Source organism: Streptomyces chromofuscus (genome assembly GCF_015160875.1).
Classification (GTDB): Bacteria; Actinomycetota; Actinomycetes; order Streptomycetales; family Streptomycetaceae; genus Streptomyces; species Streptomyces chromofuscus.
Genome location: NZ_CP063374.1, coordinates 3,423,607 through 3,437,054 on the forward strand (window position 1 = coordinate 3,423,607; position 13,448 = coordinate 3,437,054).

Genomic DNA, 13,448 nt, shown 5'->3' on the forward strand with positions numbered 1-13,448 from the left:
ACGAGGGGTGCGGGCGCTCGCCTTGATCGGCCCGACGGCCGTCCCGTCCCAGCGGCACCAGAGTGCGCCGACCCCTCGTGGCGATCGGCCGAAGACGATCGGCCCGGGTGTCAGCCGCCGAGCACCGTCGCGCCCGGCGCCGGCCCGGACGCCGTGCGCACCGTCCGGCACGTCCCGGACGCGCGCAGCTCCGCCGCCACCTTCGCCGCGGACTCCGCGTCGCGGACCAGGAACGCGGTGGTCGGGCCCGAGCCCGAGACCAGGGCGGTGAGGGCGCCGGCGGCGCGGCCCGCCGCGAGGGTGTCGGCGAGCGCGGGGAAGAGGGAGAGGGCGGCCGGCTGGAGGTCGTTGGAGACGGCGGCGGCGAGCGCCTCGGGGTCGCCCTTGGCGAGGGCGTCGAGGAGATCCGGCGAGGCGACGGGCTCGGGGATGTCGGTCCCCTCGCCGAGCCGGTCGAACTCGCGGAACACCGCCGGGGTCGACAGCCCCCCGTCCGCCATCGCGAACACCCAGTGGAAGGTGCCGCCGACCTCCAGCGGGGTCAGCTTCTCGCCGCGCCCGGTGCCGAGCGCCGCCCCGCCGACCAGGCTGAACGGCACGTCGCTGCCCAACTCCGCGCAGATGTCGAGGAGCTCGTCGCGGGACGCGCCGGTCCCCCACAGCGCGTCACAGGCGAGGAGCGCGCCCGCGCCGTCGGCGCTGCCGCCCGCCATGCCGCCCGCGACGGGGATGTCCTTGGCGATGTGGAGGTGGACGTCGGGGCTGCGGCCGTGTCGCTCGGCGAGGGCGACGGCCGCGCGCGCGGCGAGGTTCGTACGGTCCAGCGGGACCTGGTGGGCGTCCGGCCCGGCGCAGGTGACGCGCAGCGCGTCGGCCTCGGTGACCGTGACCTCGTCGTACAGCCCGACCGCCAGGAAGACGTTGGCCAGGTCGTGGTAGCCGTCGGGGCGGGCGGCGCCGACCGCGAGCTGGACGTTGACCTTGGCGGGGACGCGTACCGTCACGCTCACTTGTGCTCCTTGGAAGGTGCGGGGGCCGCCGCCCGCGTCGGCGCGGCCTCCGCGATCCGCGCGAACTCCTCGACCGTCAGGGCCTCTCCGCGCGCCTGCGGGGAGATACCCGCGGCGACGAGCGCCTCCTCGGCGGCGGCCGCGGAACCGGCCCACCCGGCGAGCGCGGCCCGCAGGGTCTTGCGGCGCTGGGCGAACGCCGCGTCGATGACGGCGAACACCTCGCGCTGCGAGGCGGTGGTCCGAATCGGCTCGGTGCGCCGGGTGAGCGAGACGAGCCCGCTGTCGACGTTCGGCGCGGGCCAGAAGACGTTGCGGCCGATGGCGCCGGCCCGCTTGACCTCGGCGAACCAGTTGGCCTTCACCGACGGCACGCCGTACACCTTCGAACCGGGGGCCGCCGCCAGCCGGTCGGCGACCTCCGACTGCACCATCACGAGGGTGCGCTCGATGCTGGGGAAGGTGTCGAGCATGTGCAGCAGGACGGGGACGGCCACGTTGTACGGCAGGTTCGCCACCAGCGCGGTGGGGGCGGGGCCGGGCAGCTCGGCGACGTGCATCGCGTCGGAGTGCACCAGCGCGAACCGGTCGGCGCGCTCGGGCATGCGCGCCGCGATGGTGGCCGGCAGCGCGGCGGCCAGCACGTCGTCGATCTCGACGGCGGTGACCCGGTCGGCGACCTCCAGCAGCGCCAGCGTGAGCGACCCGAGTCCCGGTCCGATCTCCACGACCACGTCGTCGGGCCGGACCTGCGCGGTGCGGACGATACGGCGGACCGTGTTGGCGTCGATGACGAAGTTCTGACCGCGCTGCTTGGTGGGCCGTACGCCGAGGGCCTGGGCCAGCTCACGGACGTCGGCGGGGCCCAGGAGGGCGTCGGGGGTGGGGCTGCTCACGGCGACAAGCCTATCCGTGGCTCAGTGGTGCAACCGCGCCCCGCAGTGCGGCCAGGGTCCGGCCCCGCGCCGGATGTACAGCTTCTTCGCCCGGTACGTCTGTTCCGCCGCCGGGGCGTCCTGGGGGCGGCCGGTGCCGCCGAGGCTGTGCCAGGTGCCGGTGTCGAACTGGTAGAGGCCGCCGTACGTGCCGGAGGGGTCGACGGCGTCGGGGCGGCCGCCGGACTCGCACGCGGCGAGGCCCTGCCAGTCCAGGTGGTCGGCGCCCCGGACCGAGGACGGCAGCGGTCTCGTGCCGACCTTCACGATGCGCGCGGTCGGCTCGCGCACCAGCTCGGTCATGATCCGCCGCGGCTTCTGCCGGACCCCGTTGACGGTCCGCAGGGCGTACGTGATCCGGCGCAGCCCCGGCTGTCCGGCCCGCTCGACCACCTCGGTGCCCTTGAACACCGTCGGGTCCTCGATCCGCCGCACCTCGAACGGGATCTCCTCCTCGCGGGTCTCCCTGCCGCCGGTGATCCGCAGCACAGTGACCGTCTGGCCGTCGCGCGGGAAGCTGTGCTGGGGGACGGAGGTGGTGTCCTGGCCGCGCAGGGTGATGCCGGCCTGCGCGACGGCCTCGCCGACGGTGGCGGCGTTGGTGCGCACGGTGCGGGCCCGGCCGTCGGCCATGACGGTGACGGACCGCTCGGTGCGCACGTCGAGGGCGAGACCGGTCCGCCCGATGCGCTGGGAGCGCGCGGCCGACAGGTACGCGCCCTCGGCCCGGACCCCGAGCTCCCGCAGCGCGCCCTCCACCGTCCGCGCGGTCGTCCACACCTGGTGCCGGCGTCCGTCGAGGGTGAGCCGCAGGGGACGGCCGTAGTGCACGGCGATCTCGTCGTCGTCGCCCAGCTCGGTGCCCGGCGCGGGTTCGACCACGTCGTGCGCGCCGAGCTCGACGCCCTCCTCGGCGAGCAGCTCGCCGACGTCGTCGGCGAAGGTGTGCAGGCGGCGCGGCTCGCCGTCGACGTTCAGGTCGACGGCCTTGTCCTCGGCGACGAAGGCGGTGGTGCCCCCGGCGAGGAAGGCGACGACCAGCGCCCGGGGCAGCAGTCGGCGCACGGAGACGTCCGGCCGGTCGGCGTACCGGCCCCTGCGCCGGCGGGCGGCCCGCCGGTCCACTCGGGGGCGCGCGACCGTCTCGGAGTCCTCCGGCGCGCTCTGCCGGGGAAGCAGGGGCTCGGTCGTCTCGTAGGCGGGCCGGTAGGTGTCGCCGCGGGTGTCACCCTGCGCGTCGTACGCGGCCCGGGCCGCGTAAGCGGCGTACGTGGCGCCGTAGGGAAGCGTCGGCGCACTGTGCACGTCGAACTCGCCGTGCGCCGGCGACGGCTCGTACGGCTCGAATGCCTCGAGGGTCTCGTACGGCTGGTCGGTCCCGTACGTCTCGAACGGGGAGTTGCTCACGCCGACACGCTCCAGGGGGCCGGAGGGGTCCAGAGGGGTCCGGATCGGGCCCCCAGAACCTAGCGGAGCGGCCGTCACTCTCCAAGGCGACGCGACTACGGAGCGTGGGCGTGTTGTTCTCTCAGTAACCGAAGGCGCGCGCCGTGTTCGCGCCGAGGGCAGTGGCCATCGCGTCCTCGTCGATGCCGCGCACGGCGGCCATCGCACGCACGGTGACCGGCACGAGGTAGGGGGCGTTCGGCCGTCCGCGGTAGGGCGCGGGCGTCAGGAACGGCGCGTCGGTCTCCACCAGGACCAGCTCCGCCGGGGCCACGGCCAGCGCGTCCCGCAGGTTCTGGGCGTTCTTGAAGGTGACGTTGCCGGCGAAGGACATGAAGTACCCGGCGCGGGCGCACACCTCGGCCATGTCGGCGTCCCCGGAGTAGCAGTGGAACACCGTCCGCTCCGGCGCGCCCTCCTCCTTCAGGATGCGCAGCACGTCCGCGTGGGCGTCGCGGTCGTGGATGACGAGGGCCTTGCCGTGCCGCTTGGCGATCTCGATGTGCGCGCGGAACGACCGCTCCTGCGCCGCCTTGCCCTCGGGGCCGGTGCGGAAGTAGTCCAGCCCCGTCTCGCCGACCGCCTTCACCTGGGGCAGCGCGGCCAGCCGCTCGATCTCGGCGAGTGCCTCCTCCAGCGCCGCGTCCCCGCCGGGCTCGCGGGCTCCCTGCCGGGACCGGCCGTCGCGGGGGGCCTGGGGGGCTTGCCCCCCGGAGAGAGGTGTGCCGTGCACGATGCGCGGCGCCTCGTTGGGGTGCAGGGCGACGGCCGCGTGCACGTTTCGGTACGCCGCCGCCGTCTCGGCCGCCCATCGGGAGCCGTTCACGTCGCAGCCGACCTGCACGACCGTGGTGACGCCGACCGACGCGGCCTTGGCGAGGCCCTCCTCCACCGTGCCGGACTGCATGTCGAGGTGGGTGTGCGAGTCGGCGACCGGTACGGCCAGGGGCGGCGGCAGGGGCGGTGCGGCGTTCTTGTCGGCGGTGGGCATGCCCCGATCGTACGAGAGGGGCACGCCCGCGGTCGGCTCAGCCGGCCTTGCGCTGGAACGGGTGCAGCAGATCGGACAGCTGCCAGTGGTGCCGCGCCGGGGGGACCGTCGGCACCGGAGCGGGCGGACGCCGCTCGGGCCGCCGCGCCGCGTCGCGCGCCGACGACACCCGGCCGGGCCGCATGATCCGCACGATGTGGCCGCCGCAGTGGGCGCACGCCGGCCGGCTCAGCGGCGACGGCACGACCCGCCCGTCCGCCACGTGCAGCACGAACTCGTGGCCCGCGCCGTCGACGTGGTGCTCGATCTCGTACGACTGCTCCCACCCGTGGCCGCAGCGCATGCACGCGAAGGAGTAGGACTCGTGGACGACGGCGGTCGCCCCGTCACGACGGCCGGTGTTCCCGGTGAACTCGCTCATGCCGGCTCCTGAGGTCCGCTGGAGGAACGGGGTGTGTTCCGTCAACCAGTGGACTGCCGGAGAGAAGCGAAAGCACGGCATCTGCCCAGTATTGGACGGGACTTGGCGCTTCCTTGCCGAAACGCCCCGCCCGCTTTACCGGCGTATGGGGTGAACCCGTACCTCACACCGCGCGTTTCGCGGCGACCACGGCGTCGAAGACCACCCGCTTCGGCACTCCCGCCTCCACGGCCACCGCCGCGATCGCCTCCTTGCGCCGCTCCCCGGCCTCCTCGCGCACCCGCACCCGCCGCACGAGCTCCTCGTCGCCGATCTCCTCCGGCCCCGCCTCGGGCGCTCCCTCGACCACGACGGTGATCTCCCCCCGCACCCCCTCGGCGGCCCACCCGGCCAGCTCCCCGAGCGTCCCCCGCCGCACCTCCTCGTACGTCTTGGTCAGCTCCCGGCACACGGCCGCCCGCCGCTGCGCACCGAACACCTCGGCCATCGCCGCGAGCGTGTCGTCGAGCCGGTGCGGGGCCTCGAAGTAGACCAGCGTCCGCCGCTCCCCGGCCACCTCCCGCAGCCGCGTCAGCCGCTCCCCCGCCTTGCGCGGCAGGAACCCCTCGAAGCAGAACCGGTCCACCGGCAGCCCGGACAGCGCGAGAGCGGTCAGCACGGCGGAGGGCCCGGGCACCGCGGTGACCCGGACGTCCCGTTCCACGGCCGCCGCCACCAGCCGGTACCCGGGGTCCGACACCGAGGGCATCCCGGCATCGGTGACGAGCAGTACCCGGGCGCCGCCCACCAGCTCCTCGACCAGCTCGGGGGTGCGCGCCGCCTCGTTGCCCTCGAAGTACGACACGACCCGCCCCCGCGGCGTGACCCCCAGGGCCTGGGTCAGCCGTCGCAGCCGCCGCGTGTCCTCGGCGGCGACCACGTCCGCCCGCGCCAGTTCCTCGGAGAGCCTGGGCGGCGCGTCCGCGATGTCGCCGATGGGGGTGCCTGCCAAAACAAGGGTTCCTGTCACGTTTCCATCCTCGCAGGGGCGGTCCACGGGACTCCCACAGAAGGGTTCCCTACGATGGCGCGGTGACCAGTACCGCGTCCTCCACGGACACCCGGCAGGACCAGGCCTCTCACGAGCGGCGACCCTCATGGCAGCAGCGGCTGCGCCGTTTCGGATACGCGCCGGCCGGACCCCGCAGCGACGTCCGGGACCGGCTCGTGCCGCCGTACGCCGAGCCGAGCCCGCGGCTGTGGGCGGCGTTCGGCATCGGGCACCCCCTGGCCGAGCGGATCACCCGCTGGTCGGGCTGGGGCGGGCCGCTGCTGGTGACGCTGTTCGCGGGTGTCCTGCGGTTCTGGAACCTGGGCAGCCCGAAGGCGGTGATATTCGACGAGACGTACTACGCCAAGGACGCGTGGGCGCTCGTCCACCGCGGGTTCGAGGTCAACTGGGACAAGAACGTCAACGACCTCATCCTGTCCCAGAACGGCGACGTGCCCATTCCGACCGACGCGGCGTACGTCGTGCACCCGCCGGTCGGCAAGTACGTCATCGGACTGGGCGAGCTGATGTTCGGGTTCGACCCGTTCGGCTGGCGGTTCATGACGGCGCTGCTGGGCACGCTGTCGGTGCTGCTCCTGTGCCGGATCGGCCGCCGTCTGTTCCGCTCCACGTTCCTCGGCTGTCTCGCGGGCGCGTTGATGGCGGTGGACGGGCTGCACTTCGTGATGAGCCGCACCGCGCTGCTCGACGGCGTGCTGATGTTCTTCGTGCTGGCTGCGTTCGGCTGCCTGCTCGTGGACCGGGACCGGGCGCGGGCGAAACTGGCCGCCGCGCTGCCCGCGGACGCCGGGGGCCGGGTCCGCCCGCACGCGCACACGGCGGAGCACACCCGCATCGGCCTGCGGCCGTGGCGGATCGCGGCGGGCCTGATGCTGGGCCTGGCCATCGGCACCAAGTGGAACGGCCTGTACATCCTCGCGGCGTTCTGCGTGATGGCGGTGCTGTGGGACGTCGGCGCCCGCAAGGTCGCGGGCGCCCGGCACCCGTACAAGGCGGTGATCCGGCACGACCTGGGCTGGGCGTTCCTGTCGACGGTCCCGGTCGCCGTCGTCACCTACTTCGCGTCCTGGACCGGCTGGATCCTGTCCGCCACCGACGGCACGGGCGGCTACTACCGCAACTGGGCGGCGACCGACGGCAAGGACAGCGGCTGGTCGTGGCTGTTCCCGGAGTGGTGGCGCAGCCTGTGGCACTACGAGACGCAGGTGTACGAGTTCCACGTCGGCCTGTCCTCGCCGCACACCTACGAGTCCAACCCGTGGAGCTGGCTCGTCGTCGGCCGCCCGGTGTCCTACTTCTACGAGTCCCCCGCTCCCGGCGCGGACGGCTGCCCGGCGGACGCGGGCGAGAAGTGCGCGCGCGAGGTGCTGGCGCTGGGCACGCCGATGCTGTGGTGGGTGGCCTGCTTCGCGCTGCTGTACGTGCTGTGGCGGTGGTTCTTCCGCCGCGACTGGCGGGCGGGCGCGATCGCCTGCGGGATCGTGGCGGGCTATCTGCCGTGGTTCTTCTACCAGGAGCGCACGATCTTCTTCTTCTACGCCGTGGTCTTCGTGCCGTTCCTCTGCCTGGCGGTCGCGATGCTGATCGGCGCCCTGGTCGGCCCACCCGGCTCCACCGAGACCCGCCGGGTCGCGGGCGCGACGGGAGCGGGCGTGCTCGTCCTGCTCATCGCCTGGAACTTCGTCTACTTCTGGCCCGTCTACACCGGCCAGACCCTGCCCATCGACGACTGGCGCTCGCGGATGTGGCTGGACACCTGGGTCTAGTGCCGCGGCAGGCAACGTGTGCCCGGCAAGGAGCGGCGTCCGGTGCGTGCTCCGGGGGTCCCCCCGGCCGGAGGCCGGTGCGGCGGGAGGGCGTGCCGGGCGTCGCGACGGGGTGAACGTTGCCTGTCGCGGCACTGGCGCCGCGTGGCACCGGTGCCCCCTGGCTTCCGTGCCGGCGGGCGTCAGCGCCGGTAGTCGTCGCAGCGCCAGGACGTGCGGTCGAACGCGGCCTCGTAGGCGTGCCGGTAGCCGGTGCGGTAGCCGGCCCGGTAGTCGCGGTTGCCGCGGTCGGTCCAGGGGCGGTAGTTGTCGCGGTAGTCGCACTTGCGGCCGTCCCGGGCCCCGTCGTGCCAGCCGCGCCGGGATCCGTCGTTGTAGCCGCGGCGGTAGTCGCGGGCCGAGGTGGGAGCGAGGGCGTCGACGGACGCCGGTGCCGCCACGGCTGCCGTGCCGAGGGCGGAGGCCTGCGGAGCCGCTGCCGACGGGAGCGCGAAAGCGGTTGCGAAGGCGAGGGGAGCCACGAGCGAGACCATGATCCTTCGTGTGCGCATGCCGGCCTCCTTGCGGGCACGAGTGCAGAGGAAGGCCCGAGTTGAGCACCAGAAGGAAAACGTGAGAAAAGGTGCAGAGCCCTCGTTTCCTTGGTACTCCTCCCCCACTTGGGTGTCCAATCGAACGCACGTGTCCCAGGTCTAACGATCTGAAAAACACTCGCCCCTCCCGACACAGCTCCCGCCTAGAGTGCGGGGGACTGTGCAGGGGGAGGGGGCGCGTCATGCGCAAGGGGGTCAAGGCTGCTGTCGTCGGCAGTGTGTTCGCGGTGATGGTGGGCGGCGCCGGGTACGGCGCCTTCAACTTCGTCTCCGCGCTCAGCGGTGACGGGGGGACAGCGGCCGCGGGCGAGCCCGAGCCGGTCAGGACCGGACCGCCGAGCAGCGCGGAGGTCGAGGAGACGACCCGTCAGTTCTTCGCGGCCTGGCAGAGGGGCCGGGGCACCGAGGCGGCGTCGTACACGAACTTCGCCGACGAGGCCGAGCCCGTGCTGGCGTCCTTCGGGCAGGACGCGCATCTCACCGACGTGCGCATCACACCAGCAAAGGCACAGGGCCGCACCGTGCCGTTCACCGTGAAGGCGACGGTGTCGTACGGCGGGAAGTCCAAGCCGCTGGCGTACGACAGCCGGCTCACCGTGGTGCGCGGCGAGAGCACCGGGCGGGCGCTGGTCGACTGGGAGCCGTCCGTGGTGCACCCGAGTCTGAAGGACGGTGACATCCTTGTCACCGAGGAGGCGGCGAACCCGCAGATCGAGGCGGTGGACCGCGACGGCACCGTGCTGTCGAAGGAGAAGTACCCCTCCCTCGGCCCGATCCTGGACGAACTGCGCGCCCGCTACGGCGACAAGGCCGGCGGCACGCCGGGCGTCGAACTCGCCGTCCGGCACACCGCGACCGGGGCCGCCGACACCACGCTGCTCACCCTCTCGAAGGGCGAACCGGGCCGACTGCGCACGACGCTGAGCGCGACCGCGCAGGAAGCCGCCGAGAAGGCGGTCGCCCGGTACGAGCAGTCCTCCGTCGTCGCCGTCAAGCCGAGCACCGGCGAGATCCTGGCCGTCGCCAACCACCGCGCGGACGGCTGGAACGCGGCGTTCCTCGGACAGGTGGCGCCCGGTTCCACGATGAAGATCATCAGCGCGGCGACGTTCATCGACAACGGGCTCACCAGCATGGACGGGCCCGCGCCCTGCCCCGACGAGGCGGTCTCGGAGAGCCAGACCTTCCACAACCTCGCCGGCATGAGGCCGAACGAGAACGCCACCCTCTCCGAGAGCTTCGCGCGCTCCTGCAACACGGCCTTCATCAAGTTCGCGGACGAGGTGAAGGTGGACTCCCTGACCCGGGAGGCGCAGGACCGGTTCGGGATCGGCCGGAACGACTGGAAGGTCGGCGTCCCCTCGTTCGACGGCTCGGTGCCCGCCTCCGGCGGCCCGGACACGGCCGCCAACCTGATCGGGCAGGGGCAGGTGCAGATGAGCCCGCTGAACATGGCGTCGGTCACGGCGACCGCGACGACGGGCGCCTTCCGGCAGCCGGTGATCGTGCCGCAGGACCTGGACGGACGCGAACTGGCCACGGCGCGGGGGCTGTCCGGGAACACCGTCGGCCAGCTGCGCGCCATGATGAACCGCACCGCCACCAGCGGCACCGCCGCCTCCGTGATGTCCGGACTGTCCGGCAGCATCGGCGCGAAGACCGGCTCGGCGGAGGTCGACGGCAACGCCAAGGCGGACAGCTGGTTCACTGGCTACCGCGACGACATCGCCGCGGCGGCCATGGCCCAGCAGGGCGGACGGGGCGGCGAGGCGGCGGGTCCGATCGTGGCGGCCGTGCTGCGTGCGGGTGGCTGACGTCACCCGCACAGACGGGGACTCTAGGGTGGTGCCGTCGTTGGGGACTGTGAGGACCACGAGGCCGGTACGGCCGTAAGGGCCGCGCCGAGCGCGGGGGCGGGCCCGGAATCGCGCGGAGGATCGGGAAGAAGTGGGCAAGAGAAGGCGCGTCGCCGAGCGACGGAAGACGAGGCCCGCCGTCATCGGCGGGGTGATCGCCGTGGTCGTGGGCGGCGCCGGGATCGGTGCCTACGCGCTGTTCGGCGGCGGGGCGGCGGCCGAGGACGGCACGTCCATCACGGCCGCCGAGCGGGAGAAGGCGCGGACCGGCCCGCTGTCGGCGAAGGAGGTCACCACCGCGGCCCAGGCGTTCCTCACGGCCTGGCAGCAGGGGGAGGTGACCGGCGCGGCGGCCGCCACCGACGACGCCGCGGCGGCGAAGGCGCTGCTGGCCGCGTACGCCAAGGACGCGCACATCGAGGGCCTCTCGCTCACCCCGGGCACGCGCACGGGCGACACCGTGCCGTTCACGGTGAAGGGCACGGTGTCGTACCAGGGCGTCAGCAAGCCGCTGAGCTACCGCAGTTCGCTGACGGTCGTGCGGCGGGCCGCGGACGGCGCGCCGCTGGTCGGCTGGCAGCCGTCGGTGCTCCACCCCGACCTGCGCGCGGGCGACCGGTTCGTGACCGGCGAGGCGGGTACGCCGCCGGTCACGGCGCTGGACCGGGACGGCGAGGAACTGACCACCGAGAAGTACGCGTCGCTCGGGCCGGTGCTGGACGGGCTGCGCGAGAAGTACGGCAAGACGGCGGGCGGCAAGGCCGGCGTCGAGCTGCGGGTGGTCCGGGGCAAGGCCTCCCAGAAGCAGAAGCTGTCCGACAAGACGGTCCTGGAGCTGAGCGAGGGCACGCCGGGCGAGGTGAAGACGACGCTCAGCGCGACCCTGCAGGCCGCCGCGGAGCAACAGGTCGCCTCACGCGCGCGGGCCTCGGTGGTCGTCCTGCGGCCCTCGACGGGCGAGATCCTGGCGGTCGCGAACGGCAACCCGAACTTCAACACCGCGTTCCAGGGTTCGCTCGCGCCCGGTTCGACGATGAAGGTCATCACGTCGTCCCTGCTCATCGAGAAGGGGCTCGCCTCGCCGGAGAAGGCGCATCCGTGCCCCAAGTACTTCTCGTACGGCGGCTGGAAGTTCCAGAACGACGACAAGTTCGAGATCAAGGGCGGCACGTTCACCGCGAGTTTCGCGCGGTCCTGCAACACGGCGTTCATCAGCCAGGCGCCCGAGCTGGACGACGACGACCTGACCAAGCAGGCCCAGCAGGTGTTCGGTCTGTCGCTGAACAACTGGTCGGTCGGCGTGCCGACCTTCGACGGTGCCGTGCCGGTGCAGTCGGCCGCCCCGATGGCGGCCTCGCTCATCGGACAGGGCGGGGTGCGGATGAACCCGCTGAACATGGCGTCGGTCTCGGCGACCGTGAAGGCGGGCGTCTTCCACCAGCCCTACCTGGTCGCGCCGTCGGTGGACGACCGCACGCTCGCCAAGGCCTCGCGCACGATGTCCGCGGACACGCTGGCGAAGCTGCGCGAGCTGATGGCGTACACGGCGGCGTACGGCACGGCGGCGGAGGCGATGGCGGGGGTCTCGGGCGACGTCGGCGCGAAGACCGGCTCCGCGGAGGTCGACGGTCAGAAGAAGCCCAACGGCTGGTTCACCGCGTTCCGGGGCGATCTCGCCGCCGCCGGTGTGGTGCAGGCGGCCGGACACGGCGGGGAGACGGCCGGACCGATCGTGGCGGCGCTGCTGAAGCAGGGCGGCTGACCGCTTCCGGAGGACTCGGGACCGCTTCCGGTCTCAGCGGCTCACGGGGGTGGCGGCGGCCATGTAGGTGCGCCGCAGGAAGCGAAGGAGCGCCTTGGTGTCGAACTGGACGACCGCGGTGCCCTGCGGGGAGTGGAACTCGACCACGGCCTGCACCCGCCCCAGCGGCCAGACCCGGACGTCGCCGGAGCCGGCCGGGGCGCGCAGGCCCCGTTCGAGGAGCTCCCGGGCGAAGGTCCACTCGTGCGGGCCGGGCAGGGATATCCGGACCGCACGCGGATCATGGTCGGGGTCGTAGCGCAGGACGACCGGGATCGCTCCCAGCTCGTCGAGCACCTGGACGTCGCTGTCCGTGACGATGTGGGCTCGCGCGTACTGTTCGACCACGGACATCGGAACGACCCCTTACGGTGCGTGACGATCGCGGAAACCGTGCATCCGCTTCCCCCTCCAATGTCCCATATTTTCGGGATTACGCCTGCCGGAGCGACTTATCTCAGCTTCACAGCGAGCAAGAGGTCGCTCTTGCAAAACGTTTGCATTAAGCCTCATCATCTAACCGTGCATGTACCCGACGGATTCATCAACGCCCCGACGTCCGCCGTGGCCGGAGTCGTCGCCGCCGGCGCCATCGCCGTGAGCCTGCGCGGCGCGCGCCGGGAGCTGGACGAGCGGACCGCGCCGCTGGCCGGACTGGTGGCGGCCTTCATCTTCGCCGTGCAGATGCTGAACTTCCCCGTCGCGGCCGGAACCAGCGGCCATCTGCTCGGCGGCGCCCTCGCCGCGATACTCGTGGGGCCCTTCACGGGCGCCCTGTGCATATCCGTCGTCCTGCTGATGCAGGGCGTCCTCTTCGCGGACGGCGGCCTGACCGCGCTCGGCGTGAACATCACGGACATGTCGATCGTCGGCGTCGGCGTCGCCTACGTCGTCTTCCGCGGCCTGGTGAAGGTGCTGCCGCGCACCCGGCGGACGGTCACCGCCGCCTCCTTCGTCGCCGCGCTGGTCTCGGTGCCGGCCGCCGCCCTCGCCTTCACCGCGTTCTACGCGGTCGGCGGCACCACCGACGTGGCCATCGGCAAGGTGGCCACCGCCATGGTCGGCGTGCACCTGCTCATCGGCATCGGCGAAGCCGTGATCACCGCGCTGACCGTCGGCGCCGTCGTCGCGGTACGGCCGGACCTCGTCCACGGCTCCCGGGACCTGCGCCGGCCGCTGAAGCTGCGGGTCGGCGGCGAACTCGTCGACGTCCCCGCCGCCGGGGCGCCCGCGCCCGCCGCCCGGACCTCCCGCCGCACGCTGTGGATCAGCGGACTCGTCACCTCCCTCGTGCTCGCCGGGTTCGTCAGCTTCTACGCCTCCGCGAGCCCCGACGGGCTGGAGAAGGTCGCCGAGGACAAGGGCTTCGCCGCGTCCGCCGAGGAACACCACACCGCCGACTCCCCGCTCGCCGACTACGGCGTCAAGGACCTCGACGACGCCCGTCTCTCCGGCGGCCTCGCCGGCGTGATCGGTGTCGGCGTCACGGTCGCCGCCGGCAGCGCCGTCTTCTGGGCGGTGCGCAGGCGGCGTACGGACGAGGCGGCCGACGTGTCGCCGACCCCCACGGGCGTCTGA

General features: G+C 73.1%; 12 protein-coding genes. 4 read left to right on the plus strand and 8 right to left on the minus strand.

Annotated elements, in window-relative coordinates:
* Window positions 1-110: 110 nt before the first annotated feature.
* The 6 genes from IPT68_RS15295 to rsmI all read right to left on the minus strand — a co-directional run bounded on the left by IPT68_RS15295 (window position 111) and on the right by rsmI (window position 5,812).
* The gene (locus IPT68_RS15295) at window positions 111-1,010 is read right to left on the minus strand and encodes a 4-(cytidine 5'-diphospho)-2-C-methyl-D-erythritol kinase (protein WP_189700456.1); all 900 of its coding nucleotides are present in this window, start codon (window positions 1,008-1,010) and stop codon (window positions 111-113) included.
* Window positions 1,007-1,906, minus strand: coding sequence for a 16S rRNA (adenine(1518)-N(6)/adenine(1519)-N(6))-dimethyltransferase RsmA (rsmA, locus tag IPT68_RS15300; protein WP_189700457.1), 900 nt, complete (start codon window positions 1,904-1,906; stop codon window positions 1,007-1,009). Before rsmA ends, IPT68_RS15295 begins: the two co-directional genes overlap by 4 nt.
* A gap of 21 nt (window positions 1,907-1,927) precedes the next feature.
* Complete coding sequence (locus IPT68_RS15305) at window positions 1,928-3,352, minus strand: resuscitation-promoting factor (RefSeq protein WP_189700458.1); 1,425 nt, start codon at window positions 3,350-3,352, stop codon at window positions 1,928-1,930.
* A 121-nt stretch (window positions 3,353-3,473) separates the two neighbouring features.
* Complete coding sequence (locus IPT68_RS15310) at window positions 3,474-4,382, minus strand: TatD family hydrolase (RefSeq protein ID WP_189700459.1); 909 nt, start codon at window positions 4,380-4,382, stop codon at window positions 3,474-3,476.
* A 37-nt stretch (window positions 4,383-4,419) separates the two neighbouring features.
* The gene (locus tag IPT68_RS15315; RefSeq protein ID WP_189700460.1) at window positions 4,420-4,803 is read right to left on the minus strand and encodes a hypothetical protein; all 384 of its coding nucleotides are present in this window, start codon (window positions 4,801-4,803) and stop codon (window positions 4,420-4,422) included.
* A 163-nt stretch (window positions 4,804-4,966) separates the two neighbouring features.
* On the minus strand, window positions 4,967-5,812 hold the full coding sequence (gene rsmI / locus IPT68_RS15320; RefSeq protein ID WP_189700461.1) for a 16S rRNA (cytidine(1402)-2'-O)-methyltransferase: 846 nt from the start codon (window positions 5,810-5,812) through the stop codon (window positions 4,967-4,969).
* A gap of 62 nt (window positions 5,813-5,874) precedes the next feature.
* On the opposite strand from rsmI, the gene IPT68_RS15325 reads away from it, so the two are divergent.
* Window positions 5,875-7,620: a dolichyl-phosphate-mannose--protein mannosyltransferase gene (locus tag IPT68_RS15325; RefSeq protein ID WP_189700462.1), complete on the plus strand. Its 1,746-nt coding sequence runs from the start codon at window positions 5,875-5,877 to the stop codon at window positions 7,618-7,620.
* A gap of 182 nt (window positions 7,621-7,802) precedes the next feature.
* On the opposite strand, the gene IPT68_RS15330 is transcribed toward IPT68_RS15325, so the two are convergent.
* Window positions 7,803-8,171, minus strand: a complete 369-nt coding sequence (locus IPT68_RS15330; protein WP_189700463.1) for a hypothetical protein — start codon at window positions 8,169-8,171, stop codon at window positions 7,803-7,805.
* Between the two features lie 224 nt (window positions 8,172-8,395).
* Between IPT68_RS15330 and IPT68_RS15335 the strand changes: the two genes are divergently transcribed.
* A complete protein-coding gene (locus tag IPT68_RS15335; protein WP_189700464.1) occupies window positions 8,396-10,027 on the plus strand; it encodes a penicillin-binding transpeptidase domain-containing protein in 1,632 nt (543 codons plus the stop codon).
* A 133-nt stretch (window positions 10,028-10,160) separates the two neighbouring features.
* A complete protein-coding gene (locus tag IPT68_RS15340) occupies window positions 10,161-11,831 on the plus strand; it encodes a penicillin-binding transpeptidase domain-containing protein (RefSeq protein ID WP_189700465.1) in 1,671 nt (556 codons plus the stop codon).
* Window positions 11,832-11,864: 33 nt separating this feature from the next.
* Here the strand turns inward: IPT68_RS15340 and IPT68_RS15345 are convergent, their stop codons facing one another.
* A complete protein-coding gene (locus IPT68_RS15345; protein ID WP_189700466.1) occupies window positions 11,865-12,224 on the minus strand; it encodes an SsgA family sporulation/cell division regulator in 360 nt (119 codons plus the stop codon).
* Window positions 12,225-12,392: 168 nt separating this feature from the next.
* Here IPT68_RS15345 and IPT68_RS15350 point away from each other — a divergent pair, with 168 nt between their 5' ends.
* Window positions 12,393-13,448 (plus strand): energy-coupling factor ABC transporter permease, encoded by a 1,056-nt coding sequence (locus IPT68_RS15350; RefSeq protein WP_189700467.1) that lies wholly within the window; start codon window positions 12,393-12,395, stop codon window positions 13,446-13,448.